At 61.7% G+C, this 17,873-nt stretch carries 19 protein-coding genes and 1 tRNA gene; 4 read left to right on the plus strand and 16 right to left on the minus strand.

The annotated features are described in order from the left end of the window. Nucleotides 1-127 precede the first annotated feature (127 nt). Nucleotides 128-1,930 carry a phosphogluconate dehydratase gene (gene edd, locus J7359_RS10785; protein ID WP_209056641.1) on the plus strand — a complete coding sequence of 601 codons (1,803 nt, stop codon included), beginning with the start codon at nt 128-130 and terminating at the stop codon, nt 1,928-1,930. Here the strand turns inward: edd and J7359_RS10790 are convergent. Both J7359_RS10790 and J7359_RS10795 read right to left on the minus strand, forming a co-directional pair. Then, on the minus strand, nt 1,927-3,504 hold the full coding sequence (locus J7359_RS10790) for a hypothetical protein (RefSeq protein WP_209056642.1): 1,578 nt from the start codon (nt 3,502-3,504) through the stop codon (nt 1,927-1,929). The two genes, edd and J7359_RS10790, sit on opposite strands and share 4 nt — an antisense overlap. 84 nt (nt 3,505-3,588) lie before the next feature. Then, complete coding sequence (locus J7359_RS10795; RefSeq protein WP_209056643.1) at nt 3,589-4,452, minus strand: LysR family transcriptional regulator; 864 nt, start codon at nt 4,450-4,452, stop codon at nt 3,589-3,591. A gap of 137 nt (nt 4,453-4,589) precedes the next feature. On the opposite strand from J7359_RS10795, the gene J7359_RS10800 reads away from it, so the two are divergent. Beyond that, nucleotides 4,590-4,820 (plus strand): DUF1127 domain-containing protein, encoded by a 231-nt coding sequence (locus tag J7359_RS10800; protein WP_247740325.1) that lies wholly within the window; start codon nt 4,590-4,592, stop codon nt 4,818-4,820. Between the two features lie 44 nt (nt 4,821-4,864). Here the strand turns inward: J7359_RS10800 and J7359_RS10805 are convergent, their stop codons facing one another. From J7359_RS10805 to J7359_RS10830, 6 genes are all read right to left on the minus strand, one after another. After that, nucleotides 4,865-5,329: a low molecular weight phosphatase family protein gene (locus J7359_RS10805; protein WP_209056644.1), complete on the minus strand. Its 465-nt coding sequence runs from the start codon at nt 5,327-5,329 to the stop codon at nt 4,865-4,867. Nucleotides 5,330-5,333: 4 nt separating this feature from the next. Then, entirely contained in the window at nt 5,334-5,816 is a 483-nt protein-coding gene (locus tag J7359_RS10810; protein WP_209056645.1) for a UPF0262 family protein, read from the minus strand. Then, nucleotides 5,813-7,126 (minus strand): histidinol dehydrogenase, encoded by a 1,314-nt coding sequence (gene hisD / locus J7359_RS10815; protein ID WP_209056646.1) that lies wholly within the window; start codon nt 7,124-7,126, stop codon nt 5,813-5,815. The genes J7359_RS10810 and hisD overlap by 4 nt, the downstream gene beginning before the upstream one ends. Nucleotides 7,127-7,284: 158 nt before the next feature. Next, nucleotides 7,285-7,761: a DUF2948 family protein gene (locus J7359_RS10820; RefSeq protein ID WP_209056647.1), complete on the minus strand. Its 477-nt coding sequence runs from the start codon at nt 7,759-7,761 to the stop codon at nt 7,285-7,287. A gap of 3 nt (nt 7,762-7,764) precedes the next feature. After that, on the minus strand, nt 7,765-9,036 hold the full coding sequence (gene murA, locus J7359_RS10825) for a UDP-N-acetylglucosamine 1-carboxyvinyltransferase (protein WP_209056648.1): 1,272 nt from the start codon (nt 9,034-9,036) through the stop codon (nt 7,765-7,767). After that, nucleotides 9,037-9,207, minus strand: coding sequence for a hypothetical protein (locus tag J7359_RS10830; protein ID WP_209056649.1), 171 nt, complete (start codon nt 9,205-9,207; stop codon nt 9,037-9,039). It abuts the gene before it with no gap. A gap of 131 nt (nt 9,208-9,338) precedes the next feature. Here J7359_RS10830 and J7359_RS10835 point away from each other — a divergent pair. Further along, nucleotides 9,339-9,413: transfer RNA gene (locus J7359_RS10835), tRNA-Thr, on the plus strand. Nucleotides 9,414-9,538: 125 nt separating this feature from the next. On the opposite strand, the gene J7359_RS10840 is transcribed toward J7359_RS10835, so the two are convergent. The 6 genes from J7359_RS10840 to J7359_RS10865 all read right to left on the minus strand — a co-directional run bounded on the left by J7359_RS10840 (nt 9,539) and on the right by J7359_RS10865 (nt 15,829). Next, nucleotides 9,539-9,853 (minus strand): hypothetical protein, encoded by a 315-nt coding sequence (locus J7359_RS10840; protein WP_209056650.1) that lies wholly within the window; start codon nt 9,851-9,853, stop codon nt 9,539-9,541. A gap of 164 nt (nt 9,854-10,017) precedes the next feature. After that, the gene (locus tag J7359_RS10845; protein WP_209056651.1) at nt 10,018-11,811 is read right to left on the minus strand and encodes a TniQ family protein; all 1,794 of its coding nucleotides are present in this window, start codon (nt 11,809-11,811) and stop codon (nt 10,018-10,020) included. Next, nucleotides 11,811-12,761 (minus strand): ATP-binding protein, encoded by a 951-nt coding sequence (locus J7359_RS10850; protein ID WP_209056652.1) that lies wholly within the window; start codon nt 12,759-12,761, stop codon nt 11,811-11,813. The genes J7359_RS10845 and J7359_RS10850 overlap by 1 nt, the downstream gene beginning before the upstream one ends. Continuing rightward, complete coding sequence (locus tag J7359_RS10855) at nt 12,751-14,886, minus strand: Mu transposase C-terminal domain-containing protein (protein ID WP_209056653.1); 2,136 nt, start codon at nt 14,884-14,886, stop codon at nt 12,751-12,753. Before J7359_RS10855 ends, J7359_RS10850 begins: the two co-directional genes overlap by 11 nt. Further along, nucleotides 14,883-15,383 carry a Tn7 transposase TnsA N-terminal domain-containing protein gene (locus tag J7359_RS10860; protein WP_247740326.1) on the minus strand — a complete coding sequence of 167 codons (501 nt, stop codon included), beginning with the start codon at nt 15,381-15,383 and terminating at the stop codon, nt 14,883-14,885. Before J7359_RS10860 ends, J7359_RS10855 begins: the two co-directional genes overlap by 4 nt. Nucleotides 15,384-15,586: 203 nt before the next feature. Further along, nucleotides 15,587-15,829 carry a helix-turn-helix domain-containing protein gene (locus J7359_RS10865; protein ID WP_209056654.1) on the minus strand — a complete coding sequence of 81 codons (243 nt, stop codon included), beginning with the start codon at nt 15,827-15,829 and terminating at the stop codon, nt 15,587-15,589. Nucleotides 15,830-16,068: 239 nt separating this feature from the next. On the opposite strand from J7359_RS10865, the gene J7359_RS10870 reads away from it, so the two are divergent. Beyond that, a complete protein-coding gene (locus J7359_RS10870) occupies nt 16,069-16,794 on the plus strand; it encodes a hypothetical protein (RefSeq protein ID WP_209056655.1) in 726 nt (241 codons plus the stop codon). Here J7359_RS10870 and J7359_RS10875 read toward each other — a convergent pair. Together J7359_RS10875 and J7359_RS10880 are read right to left on the minus strand one after the other, a co-directional pair. After that, the gene (locus J7359_RS10875) at nt 16,773-16,940 is read right to left on the minus strand and encodes a hypothetical protein (protein ID WP_209056656.1); all 168 of its coding nucleotides are present in this window, start codon (nt 16,938-16,940) and stop codon (nt 16,773-16,775) included. The genes J7359_RS10870 and J7359_RS10875 overlap by 22 nt on opposite strands. Nucleotides 16,941-17,047: 107 nt before the next feature. After that, nucleotides 17,048-17,650, minus strand: coding sequence for a tyrosine-type recombinase/integrase (locus J7359_RS10880; protein WP_280637502.1), 603 nt, complete (start codon nt 17,648-17,650; stop codon nt 17,048-17,050). Between the last annotated feature and the right edge of the window lie 223 nt (nt 17,651-17,873).

The raw sequence follows: 17,873 nt of genomic DNA on the forward strand, positions 1-17,873 counted from the left end.
CCCCTGCCTGCACAAGCGCCAGACGCACCCATGTCGATCGGCTGCCGGCGAGAAACGGCAAGACGCAACGGTTGAACTGTTATCGCTAACGGCCTATAGTGGCCCCAAAGCCAGAGGAGGCCGCCAGATGACCCTTCATTCCAGCATCGACCGCGTGACCGACCGCATCCGAGAGCGTTCGCGCAACACGCGTGACAGCTATCTGAAAAAAATCGCTCGCGCCGCCGAAGACGGGCCGCGCCGCGCGCATCTGTCCTGTGGCAACCAGGCCCACGCCTATGCAGCGATGGACGACAAGGATGACATGGCGACGACCCGCAAGCCGAATATCGGGATCGTCACCGCCTATAACGACATGCTGTCGGCGCATCAGCCCTATGAACGTTTCCCGGACCTGATCCGTCGTGCGGGACACGCGGCAGGCGCGACGGTGCAGGTCGCGGGCGGCGTGCCCGCGATGTGCGACGGCGTGACGCAGGGACGGCCGGGGATGGAGTTGTCGCTGTTCTCGCGCGACGTGATCGCGCTGGCCGCCGGCGTGGCGCTGTCGCATGACTGCTTCGATTCGGCGCTTTACCTTGGCGTCTGTGACAAGATCGTTCCGGGGCTGGTCATCGCCGCCGCGACCTTCGGTCATGTGCCGGCGGTGTTCATTCCGGCCGGACCGATGCCTTCCGGCCTGCCCAATGACGAGAAAAGCAAGGTGCGCCAGCAGTTCGCCGCCGGCGAGGTGGGGCGCGACGCGCTGATGGCCGCAGAGATGGCATCCTATCATTCGCCGGGTACCTGCACCTTCTACGGCACCGCGAACAGCAACCAGATGTTGATGGAGTTCATGGGGCTGCATCTTCCGGGGTCCAGCTTCGTGAACCCAAACACCCCCCTGCGCGAGGCCCTGACCGTGGCGGGCGTCGAACGCGCAGCCGCGATCACCCGGCTTGGCAACGATTATCTTCCCGCTGGCGACGTTCTGGATGAAAAGGCCTTCGTCAACGGGATCGTCGGACTGATGGCGACCGGCGGTTCGACCAATCTGGTCATGCATCTGCCCGCGATGGCCCGTGCAGCCGGCGTGCTGCTGGATATCGAGGATTTCCACGACATTTCGGAATCCGTGCCGCTGATGGCGCGGGTCTATCCGAACGGGCTTGCCGATGTTAACCATTTCCACGCCGCCGGCGGTCTGGGCTACATGATCGGGCAGCTTCTGGAAGCCGGACTGATGCACCAAGATGTGAAGACAATCAACGGCACCGGCATGGACGGATATACAGCCGAACCCCGGCTGGACGGCGAACGAATTCGCTGGGAAGCCGGCTCGACCGACACGCTGAACGACAGGATCCTGCGTCCTGTCAGCGACCCGTTCGCCCGCACCGGCGGACTGAAGCAGCTTGACGGAAATCTTGGCCGGGGCGTCATCAAGATCAGTGCGGTTGCCGAAGAGCGCCACGTGATCGAGGCCAAGGCTCGCGTTTTCAGCGACCAAGAGCAGGTCAAGACCGCCTTCCGGGCCGGAGAGTTCACCGAAGACACGATCGTCGTGGTCCGTTTTCAGGGACCGCGCGCCAATGGGATGCCTGAACTGCATTCGCTGACGCCCACGCTGGCGGTCCTGCAGGATCGCGGCCTTAAGGTCGCGCTGGTCACGGATGGTCGCATGTCGGGCGCATCGGGCAAGGTGCCGGCCGCCATCCATATCTCGCCCGAGGCATCGACCGGTGGCCCGCTGGCCCGCGTCCGTGACGGCGATGTCATCAGGCTGGACGCCACGATGGGCACGATCGATTGCCTGGCCGAGGATTTCGACACCCGCAAAGCCGTCGCTTTCGACCCGGCATCCAGCAGCGAGGGCATGGGCCGCGAGATGTTCGCGGCATTCCGCGCGGTGGCAGGACCGGCGACCGAAGGCGCCGGGGTGGTCGTCTAGCCGGCGCGCAGATCTTCTAGGGCAAGCGATGCCTCGCCATCGGACGGGTCCAGCGCCACAAGCTGTTCGCAGGCACGCAGCGCGCGATCGTTCAGCCCGGCCCGGCGACAAAGTTCGACGATCCGCTTCAACTGGCGCGGCCGGTCAGGGGCAGGAAAAAGCCTGACCGCGCTTTCGGCAACCGAGATCGCCTCTTCGATCCGCCCCTGCGACTGCAGGAAATGCGACAATGCATTGGCGACCACACGGCTACGCCCGTTCTTTTCGGCAAGCCGGTCTTGAAGCATGCGTTCCGAAGTCGCGATATCGCCGAGCGTCTTGTGGGTCCGCGCCAAACCCACCAGCAAGTGATCGTTGTCAGGATAGTGAGAAACCCCTTCCTGATAGGTTTGGCACAATCGTTCCATGTCACCCTGCGCGCGCAATCGACGAACGGCGAATTCGAAGTATCGCCGGTCTGTGCAGCCCATGCTTGCGAGACGGGCGATGATCGGATCCAGTTCCTCTTCATCGCGAAACTGCATCACCATGCGTGCAAAATTCAGCAGACCACCCTCATGCGCCGCAGGGTCAGCCAGCACCTCCTCCATCTGCCGCATGGCCAGAACGGCGCGGCGGTGATCAGGCTCGAATGCGAAGTTGGACGGATAATCATTGTCGCCCAGTTCAAGGATCAGACCATCTCCGAAGGCGGCCATTCCCAGCACATGTCTGGCAAATTCGTGGATCGGCGCGTCGGGATAATGGACCGCGATCTCGCGATGATCGATCTGCACGAACAGGTCGTGTATCAGCCCAAGATCGTCCGGCCATCCTTCGACAAACAGCACACCGGTTTCGCAGGCCTCATTGATGGCCTTGGAAAGATCGGCGACCGAGTGGATATCGGCACCGCGCAGCCGCGGCACCGCCGCGTCCGCGGCGGACCGCGCAAGGATTGCACGATGCGTGCAGGCGGTTGGCCCGGCGCCGTCCGCACCTCCCTTGTGCACCACGACGATATTGTGAAATCGCTCTAGCGACACGACATCGCCTGCCGATCCCGAAGCAAGACGTTGCAGCCATTCCGCGAAGAACCCGACACTGTTCGGCTGTTGCAGTTGCAGCGAGCCCCCGAGCCGGGGAATGAACGCGGTCTGGACATCCTCAACGATATAAACGCCTTGCTGCTTAAGCCGGGGATACAGTATTCCGAACGTTTCGACGACATGTTCGTTGCGATGACTGCCGTCGTCCAGAACGATATCGAAGGGGCCCCTTTCCCTCACAACCGCTTCTAAAAACGCGGAATCGATCTGGCTGCCTTGCATGATGCTGACTCGCGGGCCCAGATCCATTGTCTTCTTCTGGATATCGATCCCGGTGATCTGCGCTTCGGGAAAATAGTCCCGCCATACCTCGAGCGACTCGCCGCCGCGATTCTCGTCACCATAACCTCCGACTCCGATCTCGAGCATGCTGAGGCGCTGGCCCCGCCGCGCAGACAGAAGTTCGTGATAATTCGGCGTATAGTCGTGATAGCCGAACTTGTCGGTCCCATAGAGGATCGCAAGGCGCGAAAGCGGATCTATCATAAGCACTCCAGATCATTCTCTTCACCAGCATGCCCTCAGCTACCGCCAGATGAAAGACGGGGAATTGTCGCCGCCGCTTGCCCGTCAGGCTGCGGCGGCAACCTCGCACACGGCGCGACGCAGGTAGCCTGCGAAATCGGCAGCCAGGCATCGCGCGGGACCGTCCGCGACATAGACATTCAACCAGGTCGGCGGCAGCGGGGGCAAAGCGCCGCCGTGATCGATCGCCTCAAGACCCGGATGCGCGATGCCGCGCGGCAGGATCGTAATGCCGAGATCAGCCGCGGCCAGCACCCGCCAGGTATCCTTGCCCCCGTCGCTGACAGTCTGCAGCCATTCGATCCCCGCCTTGTCCAGCGCCGCCAGCCCCACCGGGGTATAGGCGCATTGCGGGGAATTCGCGATCGGCAGGGGACGTTGCGTCCAGACCTTTCCGCCCACCGCGCCCACCCAGGCCAGATCCAGCTTGGCCAGATGGATCGCACCCGGCGGCGCCTCGAATTCGGTGGTCAGGATCACATCATGATCGCCGCGCTTCATCTCGACCCGCAAATCCTTGCTGCGTCCATCATTGATGATCAGGTCAATTCCCGCGTTATCCTGACGAAAGGCACGCACGGCCTGCGCCACCCGGTTGAACAGCCAGTCGCTGGTCAGGCCCACGCGCAGACGCCCCTCGGGGCGCCGCCCGGTAAAGCGCGCCATGATCGCGTCGTTCAACGCGACCAGCTTGCGCGCCTCCATCAGCAGCTCGGTGGCGAAGTCCGACAGCACCACGCCACGCCCCTGCTTGACCAGCATCGCCTGTTCGAACACATCCTCAAGGCGCTTCATCTGCATCGACAACGCGCTTTGCGTCATGTTCAGCGCCTCGGCCGCGCGGGTGACCGCCCCGTATTCGGCGACGGCCTGAAGTGACCGCAGCGTTGCGATGTCCAGATTCCGCATAGTTCAATTCCCCTGATGCATCAGATCAAAACCATTCGTTTCAACAATAGGCGAGGATGATCTATATATCAACTATCCGCAGCAATCAGGCGGATACCATCACCATTCATGATGGTTCAGATCACCGGAGTTGAACAATGGCACAGAAATCTCAAGCAATGCTGCGTGTCTTGACCGGGCGCGGCATCATCCCCCGCCCGAACTGGCTGGAACGGCTGTTGACGACATTCGACAAGCGTCCGGTCGATATCGAACTGAGCAGCCTCAGCGATCAGATGCTGGAAGATATCGGCGTTACCCGCGCCGAAGTGGAAGCCGAGATGCGGCGCCCCGCGTGGGACGCGCCGCTGCATTGGCGCCGGGCCTGACTCTGATCCCGCCATCGCCGCCCGATTGCCGTCTTCGTGCGACCCTAGGCTGCTGTGGCTGGCGCGCCGAATCTTTCGATCATCTTGGACCGGATCTGGTCGCGTGTCTGCCGATACGCGGCCAGCTTCGCGTCGCGCCCCTCGGCAAGGCCGGTCGGATCCATGATCGGCCAGTACTCCACGTCCAGATGGAACAGTCGCGTCATCTCCAGCGCAAGACGTTGGCTGGCGGGCGAAAGGGCGACGATCAGGTCGAAGCCGCCCAGATCGTCGCCCCAGTCCTGCATCTCTTCGAAACTGCGACTGCGGTGGTTTTCCAGCTGCACCCCGATCTCGTCGCAGACCGCGACCGCGAATCCGTCAATTTCCATGTCGTTCTTGACGCCTGCCGATTGCACGTAGGCAGCGCGTCCATAGAATTTCTTCATCATCCCCTCGGCCATGGGCGAGCGGATGGCGTTGTGATCGCAGCAGAACAGGATCGAGTGGGGAATCTTGTCCTGCGGCATCGGGTCAGGCCTGCTGCGGTATCAACGCACAAATCAGCGTAAACAGGCGCCGCGCCGTGTCGATATCCAGTTCGGCCTTGCCCTCAAGACGCTCCTGCAGGGTTCGGGCACCCTCGTTGTGGATCCCGCGCCGGGCCATGTCGATCGCCTCGATCTGGGCGGGGGGAAGCTTTTTCACCGCATCGAAATAGCTTTGGCAGATCTGGAAATAGTCCTTCACCACCTGCCGGAAAGGCCCAAGTGACAGGTGAAATTCCGCCACCTTCTCGGCCGCTTCGGTCGAGACGTCAAAGACCAGGCGCCCTTCGCGGATCCCCAGGTCCAGAACGAACGGCCCTTCGGGAACCGGCTGGCCATCGCGTCCCGGTATCCGGAAGCTGTTGTCCTCGATCAGGTCGAAGACCGCGACACGGCGTTCCTGCTCCATCTCGGGCGTGGCGGGTGGGATTGCGGAATCGTCGATCTCGACGCGGATCAGGCGGCTCATTCCGTTCCCCCTTCATTCAGACGGGCCAATCGCGCCTCGACGGACGCGCCATGAGCCTGCAACCCCTCGGATGCCGCAAGTCGCATCGCCGCCGGTCCGATCGCGGCAAGCGCGCCGGGCGTCAGATGCGCCATCGTTGTCCGTTTCAGGAAATCCAGCACCGACAACCCGGACGAAAATCGTGCGGATCGCGCCGTCGGCAGGACATGATTGGGACCGCTGACATAGTCTCCGACAGCCTCGGGCGTATAAGCCCCCAGAAAGATCGCGCCGGCATGGACGCAGTCGCGGGCCAGCGCCTCGGGATCGTTGACGCACAGTTCCAGATGCTCGGGCGCCACGCGGTTCGACAAGGCCGCTGCTTCCGCCAGATCGCGCGCGACAATGATCGTGCCATAATCACGCCAGCTTGCGGACGCGATGGCTGCGCGCGGCAGGTCCGGCAGGATCCGATCCACCGCCTTCGCAACCTCGTCCGCCAGGCCTGTGTCCGTGGTAACGAGGATGGATTGGGCATCGGCATCATGTTCGGCCTGTGCCAGCAGATCCAGTGCCAGCCAGTCAGGGTTCTGCGTGCCCTCGGCGATCACCAGCACCTCGGAAGGCCCGGCAATCATGTCGATGCCCACGCGACCGAAAACCTGTCGCTTCGCCGCCGCCACATAAGCATTGCCGGGACCGGTGATCTTGTCCACCGGGGCGATCGTCGCCGTGCCATAGGCCATCGCCGCGATCGCCTGTGCCCCGCCGACCCGATAGATCTCATCGACCCCTGCCAGCCGCGCGGCCAGCAGCACAAGCGGATTGACCACGCCATCGGGCGTCGGCACGCAGATCACCAGCCGTTTGACCCCGGCAACCCGCGCGGGAATGGCGTTCATCAGCACCGAGGACGGATACGCCGCCTGCCCGCCGGGAACATACAGTCCCGCAGCGGCCACCGGGGACCATCGCCAGCCAAGCGTCGCCCCCTCGGGATCGGTCCAGCTTGCATCTTCTGGCATCTGACGGGCGTGATAGGCACGGATCCGTTCAGCGGCCAGCGACAGGGCGGCACGATCCTCGGCCGACACCCGGGCGATGTGATCGTCGATTTCTTCGGCCGGGAAGCGAAGCCGATCGGGCGTCAGATCAAGCCGGTCGAAACGAGTGGTCAGTTCGCACAGCACGGCGTCGCCGCGCGCGCGCACATCCGCGATGATGGCGGCCACAACGTCGTTCACATCGGACGAATCCTCGCGCTTGGCCGACAGCATGGCCGAAAAGCGGGTTTCGAAATCGGGATCGGTGGTGTTCAGCGTGACCGGCATCTGGATTTCCTTGCAACCCGATCTTGTTAACGGGTCGGCCCGTCCGCCTCAAGGCGCAAGCAAGGCCCGGAAATCAGAGGCGCAGAACGAAAATCACGACCACGCCGTCAGATTGCCCACGGAGCCGTGGATCGCCAAGCATCTTGGACCGGGCCCGCTCAGTCCGGATGCGCAGGCGCCTTGCCGGAGGGTGCAAAATACGGGCGCGTCACGTCGCGCAGCTCGACATTGATGCATTCCGCATCGGCCGCCAGCGTGCCATCGCCCGCGAAATCCAGCAGCAACCGTCCGGTGCCGTCCTGTCCCGGCCGCCAGGTCAGCGCCAAAAGCGCCAACACCGTGTCGGCATCACGGTCGATGCCATCGCTTTGCAACCGCTGGACATCGTTCACGATCAACAACGCTCGCACACGCTCGAAGGGGCGCCCGTCGGCGCGCGCCTGATCGGCGTCTTCCCAGCGGAACCGGTTGACCAGCAAGGCCAGCCGGCGCGCCTTGGGGTCATAGCTGATCTCGCTGGCCGGCAGGATCGCGTCTTGCACCAGCGTGGACATGATCTTCAGGTCATCCTCGTCAACCGCCAGCAGGGCCAGCGGGCGGGGATCGGCGTCACGAAACCGGGCATCCTCGGTCATGGTCTATTCCTCCTTCAGCCGCTCGACATGCGCACCCACGCCGCGCAGCTTGCGCACGACATGTTCGTATCCGCGGTCAAGATGATAGACCCGGCTGACGGTGGTCTGCCCGTCGGCGGCCATCCCGGCCAGAATCAGACTGACCGAGGCGCGCAGATCGGTCGCCATGACCGGTGCCCCGCGCAGCTTGTCCACCCCGGTGACGACCGCCTGGCCGCCATGCACCTCGATCCGCGCCCCCATCCGCATCAGTTCAGGCGCATGCATGAAGCGATTCTCGAAGATTGTCTCCTCCAGCACGCTCTTGCCCTCGGCAAGGCACATCAATGCCATGAACTGTGCCTGCAGATCGGTCGGAAATCCCGGAAACGGCGCGGTGGTGACATCCACGCTGCGCACCCTGCCGTTGCGTCGCGCGACCTTCAGACCGCGCGGCGTTTCTTCGACACTGATTCCGGCCTCGTCCAGCTTTTCACAGAATGCCGCCAGCAGATCGATGCGGCCGCCCAGACACTCGACTTCGCCGCCACACATCGCCGGTGCCAACATATAGGTGCCCAGTTCGATCCGGTCGGTCACGACGGGATGGGTCGCGCCGCGCAGCGTCTGAACGCCCTCGATGGTGATCGTGCCCGTGCCCTCGCCCTCGATCTGCGCCCCCATTGCCCGCAGGCATTGTGCAAGATCGACGATCTCAGGCTCGCGGGCCGCGTTCTTCAGGACCGTCGTGCCCCGTGCCAACGTGGCAGCCATCAGCGCATTCTCGGTCGCGCCGACCGAAACCAGCGGAAACTCGAACACGGCCCCGCGCAAACCGCCCGACGGCGCCTTGGCGTGAACATAGCCGTCGCGCAGGTCCAGTTCGGCGCCCATCGCCTCCAGCGCCCGCAGATGCAGATCCACCGGACGCGCGCCGATGGCGCAACCGCCGGGCAGCGACACCTCGGCTCGGCCATCGCGCGCAAGCATAGGACCCAGAACCAGGATCGAGGCCCGCATCTTGCGCACGATATCATAGTCCGCGCGATGACTGGCCAGATCATGGCTGGACAGCGCCAGCACCTGACCATCCTGCAGGCTGGCGACTTCAGCCCCAAGGCTTTGCAGCAATTCGGTCATGGTCCGGATATCAGACAGCCGGGGCGCATTGGTCAGCGTCAGCGGCTGGTCGGTCAGCAGGGTCGCCGGCATCAGGGCAAGGCACGCGTTCTTCGCGCCCGCAATTGGGATCTCGCCCTTCAAGGGGCCGTTCCCGTGAACGATGATCTGATCCATCTAGCTGTCGTCCTTGCCTGTATCCTCGCGCGGGGACTGTTGTTCCGACGTCGCCTGCTCGGCGCGCGCGCGCGCCTGCGCCTTGCGCCGCTGAAGATTCGCACGCAGCGCCGCCCGCAGCCGCTGTTCGCGCGTCTTGCCGTCGGAATTGTCGTTATTGCCACCGCTCATTCCGCCCTGTTAGCGCCGGTCGCGACCACAGTCCAGCAAAGCTCGCGCCCGCCCGCGCGCAGATCCGTGAAAAATCGCCCGGTCCCCCTTGCGCGCTGCCCTGCCATTGTCTAAACGCCCCATCACCCGGCGCTGCGGTAGCTCAGTGGTAGAGCACTCCCTTGGTAAGGGAGAGGTCGAGAGTTCAATCCTCTCTCGCAGCACCATGGTTCTTCCCGAGATATCAAGAAGTCCCGCGCATACCGAAGGGCTGGCGGAACGCGGCACGACACCGGCGTTCTGCACCAAGGCCCTTCAGATGGCCGCCCTATCAAGGACAAGACTTCAGCCATCAACCAGATTCGCTTGAAGGTAACTGCTGATGTCCGCCGCCGATCAGGGAAGACCGGTTGATGATGAATTCAAGGTATTCGGCATGGTCGTTGCCGTCAAAGCGTGACGAAAAGCGGGCGCGGGCGATGGCATCTGCCACGGCAACGGCGCCATGGTTGTGGGCGGGCAGTGGCGCCACGCAGTGCCGCTTGGATGTCAGATGAGAGCAGACAGGAGAACGAATATATAATTCAATGCCGTCAATTTCGGGATGCCTTGTCCGCGGGTCGACTTCCGTGATCGAAAAGGCAGAACCACTGCCTTCAATCAGCAATGGCAATAATCACAAAGATCTGCCGCTGGCGCAGATAATTTCGAAGCAACATCAACAACAGGCCAAACAGTCCGGCAGTTCGCCCTGCCCTTTTTCTCAGATAGCGTTGCCTCACCGCGCACATGACAAAGCCGGCGCGTAGCCGGCTTTGTCAGATCATGGATTTACGCAACGTCGGCGCGTCGAAAGATCATTGTGCTACGTAATCCCAACGGGAGCGGCAGCGCGCCATTGGAGATCTGATGGTTAAACTCGTCGTCAGCTGATCGACCCGACCGTTCGGCCAGCTCGTTCAGGGAGACATATGCTGCCTGAAATTCCTCAAGCGATTTTCTGCAGCTGTACTTACCGCCTCTGATGCTGACGCTCTTACGCTTCGTAGGTGGCGCAAGAAAGCCAGCTTGCCGCAGGCAATAAACTGTTGGCCTGCTGATTTTTAGAAGCCGAGCAACGCTCCATGAGGATGCAACAGGCTCTTGGGCCCGGCGGTAGATACCGTTCAGAGAGCCTGGATGAACCCGAAATGCTCGGAAATTTTCAGCATGAGCGCCTTCGAAATATAATGGAATGCGATGCTCAAGGATGAACTCCGTGAGTGAGGCGATAGTCACGCCACGCCGGCGCGCGGCGGTGGAGATATCAATGAGGTCCTTGGTAGCGTCGGCTGGCTTGGCAAAAGCCCTGAACCGTTCAAGAAATTCGTCCAGATCCTCCCTTCGGTAGTTGGTTGACCTTTTCCCATATTCCGATTGCTTTGGGATGAGCCCGTGGCTTGCCAGTCGCGCAAGCACCACCGTTTCAACACCAAGCAACGCCGCGGCTTCCTTCGCGCTCAGACGCATGCCGATCTCGGCGACGATGTCGTTGAGCAGGGCTGTTGGGATATAGCGCGTCAGCGTGTAATACCTGTTCTGAGCATCCGCCTTGGCCATCCCCATAGTGGCAAGTTTGTGACCCAGCCTGTGGTGAGGAATGCCGAACACTTGCTTTGCCGTCGACAAAGAGTGAACCTGCTGCTCCGGACAAGGCTTTCCGAGAACAATTGACCCCCTCGTGACGGGAAAGTGTTCGAATATAAAATCCCGAACAACGTCGCGCACAACGTCAAAATCCCGATCATCATCACGAGAGCGCAGCCAGTCGAAGAATACGCCGTAGTGCGACCGGTAGAGTTTTTCTCCCACCGGATGAGAATCCTGGATTTCTTTGAGCTTTTGACGCAACGCCTCCGGACCCCCGCGAAGGATGCTCAAGGCAGCGGTGCCGGCCGCTGCCCATTGGGCGTCCCGAAGTTCCGCTCGCTTTACCCTTGGTCCCAAGGTCAGAAGCGCGCCAAGCATCTCGCAAGTCTGCGCTGCAATATGAAACAGCAAGCGGTCCAGCCAGCTTTGACCGGGTCCGTTCTGGATTCGATCGGTCAAATACCTCTCCAGTTCCAGATCCTGAGGCACAGCTAGATCACCGGCTGTCGGTCTAAAGCCGTCGAGCATGGGTATGTGATCGAAGCAATCATTGCCGTTTTTTGGCTTGGGAACGGTGACGAGGTGGCACCCATGTGTCTGGCAGGTGCGGATCGCCGAGAGTTGCCAGACCCCATGATGGACGATTTGTGTCGTGTTGCGCACCTCGCTAATACACATGGGGCAAATCCGAAGCGTTGTCCGTATAAACCCTGTGAATTTGATGCGTTCGTTACCGAGTCGAAACCAACCCGGTTCAATCAGGGAAGGTGTTGCCGCTTGCAGCGGGACGGGGTCGATATCGCCCAGAACTGCCAACCTTTGGATTTCGACCGGATCGCCGTTCACAAGCGCGAAGTAATCGATCCCAGTGTCCGAACAGAAGGTGATCATCCGCGGCACTCCATTCCGCCGCGCCAGGCGAGAGGCGAAGGATGTCGCGGATTCCCCCACAATCGTGGGGACTGTCAACGGTAGCGGTTTTGTTGCCGTGAACATCAGCGTTTCTCCCGTGAGAAGACCTGCCGCGCATCGATCCGGTAAAAATCGGGTATGACGAACGGGTTGAACGCGTCGTCGCAAGCGGTCCGCAGGTGATAGGCGCGGGCAAAATCCTGGGATGCGAGCTGGCGGGCTCCTCTGAGAAACGCCTGTTCGATGGCTGCCAGCGTCAGCTCGATAACCAAGCCAAACTGATTGGCTGCCGCGTGGATCAGCCGTTCGCCATGTGCCAGCTCGACAATGTCAGGGGCGGGCGTCAGTCCTGCGCGCTTGCAGTAGTTTTCCACGAGATCCAGCACGTCATTGCCATGCGCAACCGGTGACAAGCTGTTAAAATGCACCGTCTGCATCCGCCGCGCCAGTTGCGGGTCATGGTTCAGGATGTCCTCCAGCTCCGGCGTGCCTGACAGAATGATCCCGACCGGCCATTCGGGGTCCGTCATCAGCGTTTTCAGCATCGAGGCCACGGCATTCAATTCGTGTTTCGTGCCCCTTGATGCCAGATCCTGAGCCTCGTCCAGATGAACGAACAGCACCTGCCGCTCCTTCAGGTGATGCCGGACCAGGTCCCAGATGTACCAGGCCTGCCGTTCTGAGCTGATCTGAAAGCCCAAGGCGCGCAGCAAGGTGTAGCCGACAAATTTCAGCGTTGCCGGCGATGGCACGCGAAGGCTGATGATCGGCGCATCCCAATGCCGTGTCGTCGACAGCAGTTGGCCAACGCCGGCGATGAGATGAACCATCGCCGCGCTCTTTCCAGTGCCCGACGGACCGGACAATGCCAGCCCGTGGGCTTCGCTCGTGCGGCCGGCGTCGAGATCGGAAAGGCGCTTTGCGAGGAGCATGGCGAGGGACGCCTCCAGCGGCAAGAAGCGCTCGTGGTGAACAAAATGGTCCCGAAGCGCGGCTACTTTCTCGGCGGCTTTGCGAATATTGTCATTGCTCATCGTCAAATCTCCAGCGGTTGCGGCGTTCACGCGCGGGCGGTGATTGGTCATGGTGGTCAGTGGCGGGATCGGAAGGCTTACCTGCGCGCGGCACGATCTGGATACCGTCAGAGAGGGGATCCGAAGAGGGGCGGGCATGCCCGAGGCGCTCGGCATCGGAGCGCAAGGGGAAGTGCAGTGCGGATTGATTGCGCTCCACGTCCAGGTTGGTGACGTGGAACGGCGTCAGTTCACGCAGCGCAAAAGCACGCCGGTTGATTTCCGAAATCCGCTCGATCGCCCGGCGGACCATCGGCGCATCCAGCTCGGCATTCCGCCGGTGCTTGAGGCGGAGAGTCCGGGTGGCTTCCTGAAGCTCGTCATAGCTGACATCGTCGAAGCCGCTCTGATTGGCCATGGCGGGATGCCATGTTGCGCCCACCTTGACGGCGATCCAGCCCATATCCCGCAGATCGGCGCGGATTTCGACATTGCGTTCCGGCGCGTGCAGGAACGCCTCGCGCAGCGCCTCGCAGCTATAGGTCAGGCCCGCAAACAGAACCCCGTCGCCGCGCAACGTCCGCTGCAATGGCCTGCCGAAAGCTTTGCGCAAGGCAAGGCCATCGGGAATCGGTGGTGTGCCGTGCTCGGCGACCAGGCGCGACCACGCCTGGTTGGGTGTTTCCCCACCGAGTGATCCGTGGGGCTCATGGTGGTAAATATCGACGACATAGGTCAGCAGAATCCTGATCAGGTCGTCGTCGCAGAGGCACGCCAGCTGCTCCGATGGATAATCGCCGCGCTCAATGGTGTCAAAGAAGGTGCGGCCGACCAGCAGCGGCATGAGCCGGTGCCCATAGGTGCGGAAGAAGGTTTCAATGTGACCACGAAGCCAAGGCAGGCCAGCAGGCGGAAGATGCGCGGTGATCCCGAGCGACGACACGGTGCCTTGAAACTCATCGGAGACGAAGGCACCGCCTTGGTCCGTCACCAATGTCGCGATGCCACCACGATGGTGCCACGTGCTTTCGCATCCTGCCGCCTGTGCGATCAACGTCTTGTCGATGAAAATATCCCGCAGTGCCTTGATCGCATCGCCCGCGTTTGGTGTCTCGGCCAGACGCATGGAGAGAATACACCGGGTCGCACAATCGATGGCGACGTAGAGCCATCGGCGCCCAGCCTCGAACCGCTCCTGTCTCTCGGGCGGAAGATGATCCCAGATGCCGGTCAAGGTCAGCAGCGAGATCACATCGAGCCGGTTTTCATCCATTTCGACACGTTCCAGCGGCTGCTGGACATCGGTGCCGTTCTCGTAAAGCGTGAACTTCGCATTTGCTGCCGCCGTACCATAGCGCTTGGCATGCACGTAGTAAGGGTCGGCCAGTGCCAGACGGCGCCTGACGCTTTGCCGCGACGGAACCACCAGCTCGGGCAGACCCGCGTCAACCCTGCGTCTATTTTCCTGGCGGAAGAGTTCCAGCGTGTCGGCAACCGCTTGGGATTTGCTGGGGCGCTGCGTGTCGGCATAGAGTTCGATGACCTGATTCATCAGGGCTTCGGACCGATGGCTCCAACGCGGTGCGCGATTGCCGCAGCGATGGGTTTCAGGGATCAGCGCCACCGCAGAATACCCAGCCCGTTCATAGCACCGCACCCATTCGAAAGCGGTGCGGCTGCCGGGAAGCTTGCGGGTGATGATGTCGGCGCCCGGCCGGACGACCCTACCGCTGGCCTGCCCCTCACCGACGCGGCGGTGGATTTCGGCAGCCAACCTCTCCTTTTCCTTCAGGTATCCTTCGTGCGTGCGGTTGATGAAGCCGAGCGATTCCAGATGCAGAAACGCATCGCAGAATGCCCTGCGCCAGATCACCAGGCGCCGAGCCACCTCACGCAACTCGTTGATGACATCGACGGGTTTGCGGCCGCGAATGTCCTGGGTTGTGCGATCGAAATAGCCGGCGATGTAGGTCGTATCCGGGCGGCGCAGCAGGGCAGTCAGTTCTTCATGCGAATGACGTTCGGTGATTCCGGGTTGTCCGAGGCGCTCGAACAGCCCGCCCTTGTCGTCGATTTCCAGCGGGCGCATCGCAACGCCCCCTGTGGTGATCAGATCGGATTTGGAGAAGCGAAACCGGATCGTCATGTCGCCACCTCCGTCAAAGCGGGACGGGTCCGGGCAAGTTGGCGCGCGGCCGCCGCAGCGGATGCGCGGTCAAGATGCCAATCCGTGACCAGCATCACCCGGTCGGCAAATTGCTTCGGTGTCGCGGCGGCGACCCTCTCCAGTTCGGAAAGGAAGTTCCGCGCGATGACCCTTTGCATCGGCTTTACGGCCACAGCGATGCGTTCGCCGCCCGTCATTGTCACAAGGAAATCGAAGATATGCTTGGCCGGGCGGCCATCACGACCAACATAATGCACGACGGGCGGCTGGTCCCAGATGTGCTGGATATCGTCACGCACCAAGGTCAGGCACAGGAAGGCATATTCCAGCGCGCTTTCGAACTGCAGGATGCGCGGCCGGGGAAAGCCTGGCAGCTTGGCGACCATGGCGCCCCGGAGACTGGCCCGGGATCGGCGCGTTATCTTGCGGGTCGCGTGGCTCGGTTCCGGCCCGCGATAGATCAGGTTCTGGTTCATGATGTTCGGAGCGCGCCTGCCACCGCCTCATGGGCGATGACGGCGCGATCTCCCCCTTTGGGATGTGTTGAACAGCCCTGCCGGTCACCGCAACCGGCAGGTTGACTTTTTGTTCGACTCGGGGGATGAATGAGGTGTCGGCATCAATCGACATCCAAGAGGGGCACCTGTTCCAGCAGGGGTCCCTTTTTCATTTCCCGTTGTCAGCTATGTCCGGTCTTCATGCCCTCCTCTGCCTCATAACGATCGGGAAAGAGCTGCTCCGGCGTGGTCCCAAGCTGGTCCGCGATCTCGCGCTGCACGCGGTGCGACCGACGGTAGCCTTGGCTGACCACGGTCACGCTGCTTTGCGAGATGCCGAGCGACCGGGCGATCTTTGCCATCGACGAACCTACCAGCCGAAGCCGGCATTTGAGGATTTCATGGCCCTCGAGATCGACCTTCATGGGATGTAAGTCCTTGGTCTGCAGAGTTGCGCTGCGAATCAGAGATTCGGAAAATCGCCGTCTATGCAACAACTTCTGCGTTGGCTCTCATTTTTGCAGAGTTTGACTGGCAATACATCCGGCCAAACTGAGAATTTATCACGACGCTCGGCTTATTTGGTGCTAACTTCACCGATATCCCCTGCATATAGGGCGATCGAGACCTTACTGCCTAGCCATCATACATTCCGGAGATTGGGATGATTGGGTTGTCTGAAGAAGAAGTAACCGCTCTCGAGGCCGCCAAAGCGTCTGCGCTCGCCGCTCAGATTATTATTGATCGGCTGGTGAGAAAAAGCCGCGATGCTCGCCTGACCGAGATCCTTGCAAGAAAAACGGCCCGGCCTGCTGCCAAGCCGATGGTATTGCTGGAAAAGACCCCGGAACGACAAGATTTTCCAAAGCCAGCTTCGCGTATGCCACAGCATCCTAAGAACCGCTGGAACTGGAGGCCACCTGCACCACCTGAAACTGCGGTCGTTCGTGAGACCTTCGATCTTGTGAAATCATTCGGTGGACTGGCATCCACACATTCGCTTGACCACACTCAAACCAAACGGGCGCTGCGAGAGGCGGGAATTGATATCTGCGAAGAAATCGCGCGGGACTGGGATCGCGGCATTTCTGTCCAGGAGCTGAGCCGTCGCCACGGGGTCGGTCGCGACACCATCGCCAGGTGGATCCGGAAGACGGGTCGCATCGTCAACCCGCGCAACGGCAACCGACGCTACGACGAAGCACTCATCTTGGAAACTTTTAGAGCAACCCGTTCAGTCAACAAGGCAGCCATAGCGGCCGAAGTATCGTGGGCTACCGCGCGCGCTGTTCTCTCACGATCTGGAAAACGGACGGAAGGGAAATTGAAACCTGTTTCCGTCTCGCGGCCTGGAGGGGAAGTCGCACATCAGTCTTCACCCCATTCCTGATCAAAGAATCGCTTTTCGTTCTCCCAATCGGACGGGCCGCTAAACCCCAGATCCTTCGCGAGTTTCTGAATCTCTGCGACCCTCTTCGTCATGTCGCTTGGCGGATCAGCTGGGAGATCGGTGTGTTCGTGCGGTTTGCTTTCCATAACCCTTCCTGAAACGATACCGCCACAACTGATAGCGTCTTTTGGCCGGCTCGCCCTGCATCAGCAACGGCACCCTCCATGTCAGGTGATCTTATCATGGCACCCCTTCAGCGCCAAATATCTTGAAACCGTACCGCCGCCGTGCGGGTATAGCGGGCGGTATGGCGCGGATCGCGATGGCCGAGATAGTCCTGGATCAGCCGCAGGTCACGCCCGGCATGGGCCAGGGCGTGACCGCAGGAATGGCGCAGCATATGCGGATGCACCGCGCCGAGCCCGGCCCGCGCCGCGATACGGGTCAGCAGATAATTCACCGCCTGCCGGGCCAGCGGCTGACCGCGCTCCGACAGAAACAACCAGGGCAGCGGATCGCCGCGACGGGCCAGATGCCGACGCAATGCCCGAAGCTCATCACCGGCCAGCGGCTGGCTGGTGGAAAGTCCGCGCTTCAGCCGCTGCACCCAGAGATGTCCCGAGGTCAGGTCGAGATCCGCGCGCCGCAGGGCGATCAGCTCGCTGACCCGCAGCCCGTGCCGATACATCAGCAGCAGCATCAGATAGTCGCGCGACCCGTGCCGGCCGGACCTGGCCGCCGCCAGCAGGCGCTTGATCTCATCGGGGGTCAGGTAATCTCTGCGGCGCAGATGCACATCGACCGGCTCGGCGCCCTCACTCTTGACAAAATGCCCTTTGGCGCGTTGCCTGCTCATGCAATTTGGCCCTGCGATTGCTGGTGCTGACCTCATTCACTCTTTACAAAACAAGCATTCTGTAAAGAGTCCGCCACGGACTACGTCGTAGCTTCCGGCCGAGGCTGTGTGGAAACGGGCCGGCAGGGGCTGACTGCTGCCGGTTTGCCCGGTTGCTCGCTTTTAGACGCCTCCGACACCCTTTGCGCGCTTGACGGCTTGCTGATCCTTTTCGGACAGAGCA

The organism is Paracoccus sp. R12_2 (assembly GCF_017744015.1).
GTDB lineage: Bacteria > Pseudomonadota > Alphaproteobacteria > Rhodobacterales > Rhodobacteraceae > Paracoccus.

Coding starts and splice junctions, on each gene's coding strand:
- edd (WP_209056641.1), top strand. CDS start 128: ATGACCCTTCATTCCAGCATCGACCGCGTGACCGACCGCATCCGAGAG.
- J7359_RS10790 (WP_209056642.1), bottom strand. CDS start 3,504: ATGATAGATCCGCTTTCGCGCCTTGCGATCCTCTATGGGACCGACAAG.
- J7359_RS10795 (WP_209056643.1), bottom strand. CDS start 4,452: ATGCGGAATCTGGACATCGCAACGCTGCGGTCACTTCAGGCCGTCGCC.
- J7359_RS10800 (WP_247740325.1), top strand. CDS start 4,590: ATGGCACAGAAATCTCAAGCAATGCTGCGTGTCTTGACCGGGCGCGGC.
- J7359_RS10805 (WP_209056644.1), bottom strand. CDS start 5,329: ATGCCGCAGGACAAGATTCCCCACTCGATCCTGTTCTGCTGCGATCAC.
- J7359_RS10810 (WP_209056645.1), bottom strand. CDS start 5,816: ATGAGCCGCCTGATCCGCGTCGAGATCGACGATTCCGCAATCCCACCC.
- hisD (WP_209056646.1), bottom strand. CDS start 7,126: ATGCCGGTCACGCTGAACACCACCGATCCCGATTTCGAAACCCGCTTT.
- J7359_RS10820 (WP_209056647.1), bottom strand. CDS start 7,761: ATGACCGAGGATGCCCGGTTTCGTGACGCCGATCCCCGCCCGCTGGCC.
- murA (WP_209056648.1), bottom strand. CDS start 9,036: ATGGATCAGATCATCGTTCACGGGAACGGCCCCTTGAAGGGCGAGATC.
- J7359_RS10830 (WP_209056649.1), bottom strand. CDS start 9,207: ATGAGCGGTGGCAATAACGACAATTCCGACGGCAAGACGCGCGAACAG.
- J7359_RS10845 (WP_209056651.1), bottom strand. CDS start 11,811: ATGTTCACGGCAACAAAACCGCTACCGTTGACAGTCCCCACGATTGTG.
- J7359_RS10850 (WP_209056652.1), bottom strand. CDS start 12,761: ATGAGCAATGACAATATTCGCAAAGCCGCCGAGAAAGTAGCCGCGCTT.
- J7359_RS10855 (WP_209056653.1), bottom strand. CDS start 14,886: ATGACGATCCGGTTTCGCTTCTCCAAATCCGATCTGATCACCACAGGG.
- J7359_RS10860 (WP_247740326.1), bottom strand. CDS start 15,383: ATGAACCAGAACCTGATCTATCGCGGGCCGGAACCGAGCCACGCGACC.
- J7359_RS10865 (WP_209056654.1), bottom strand. CDS start 15,829: ATGAAGGTCGATCTCGAGGGCCATGAAATCCTCAAATGCCGGCTTCGG.
- J7359_RS10870 (WP_209056655.1), top strand. CDS start 16,069: ATGATTGGGTTGTCTGAAGAAGAAGTAACCGCTCTCGAGGCCGCCAAA.
- J7359_RS10875 (WP_209056656.1), bottom strand. CDS start 16,940: ATGGAAAGCAAACCGCACGAACACACCGATCTCCCAGCTGATCCGCCA.
- J7359_RS10880 (WP_280637502.1), bottom strand. CDS start 17,650: ATGAGCAGGCAACGCGCCAAAGGGCATTTTGTCAAGAGTGAGGGCGCC.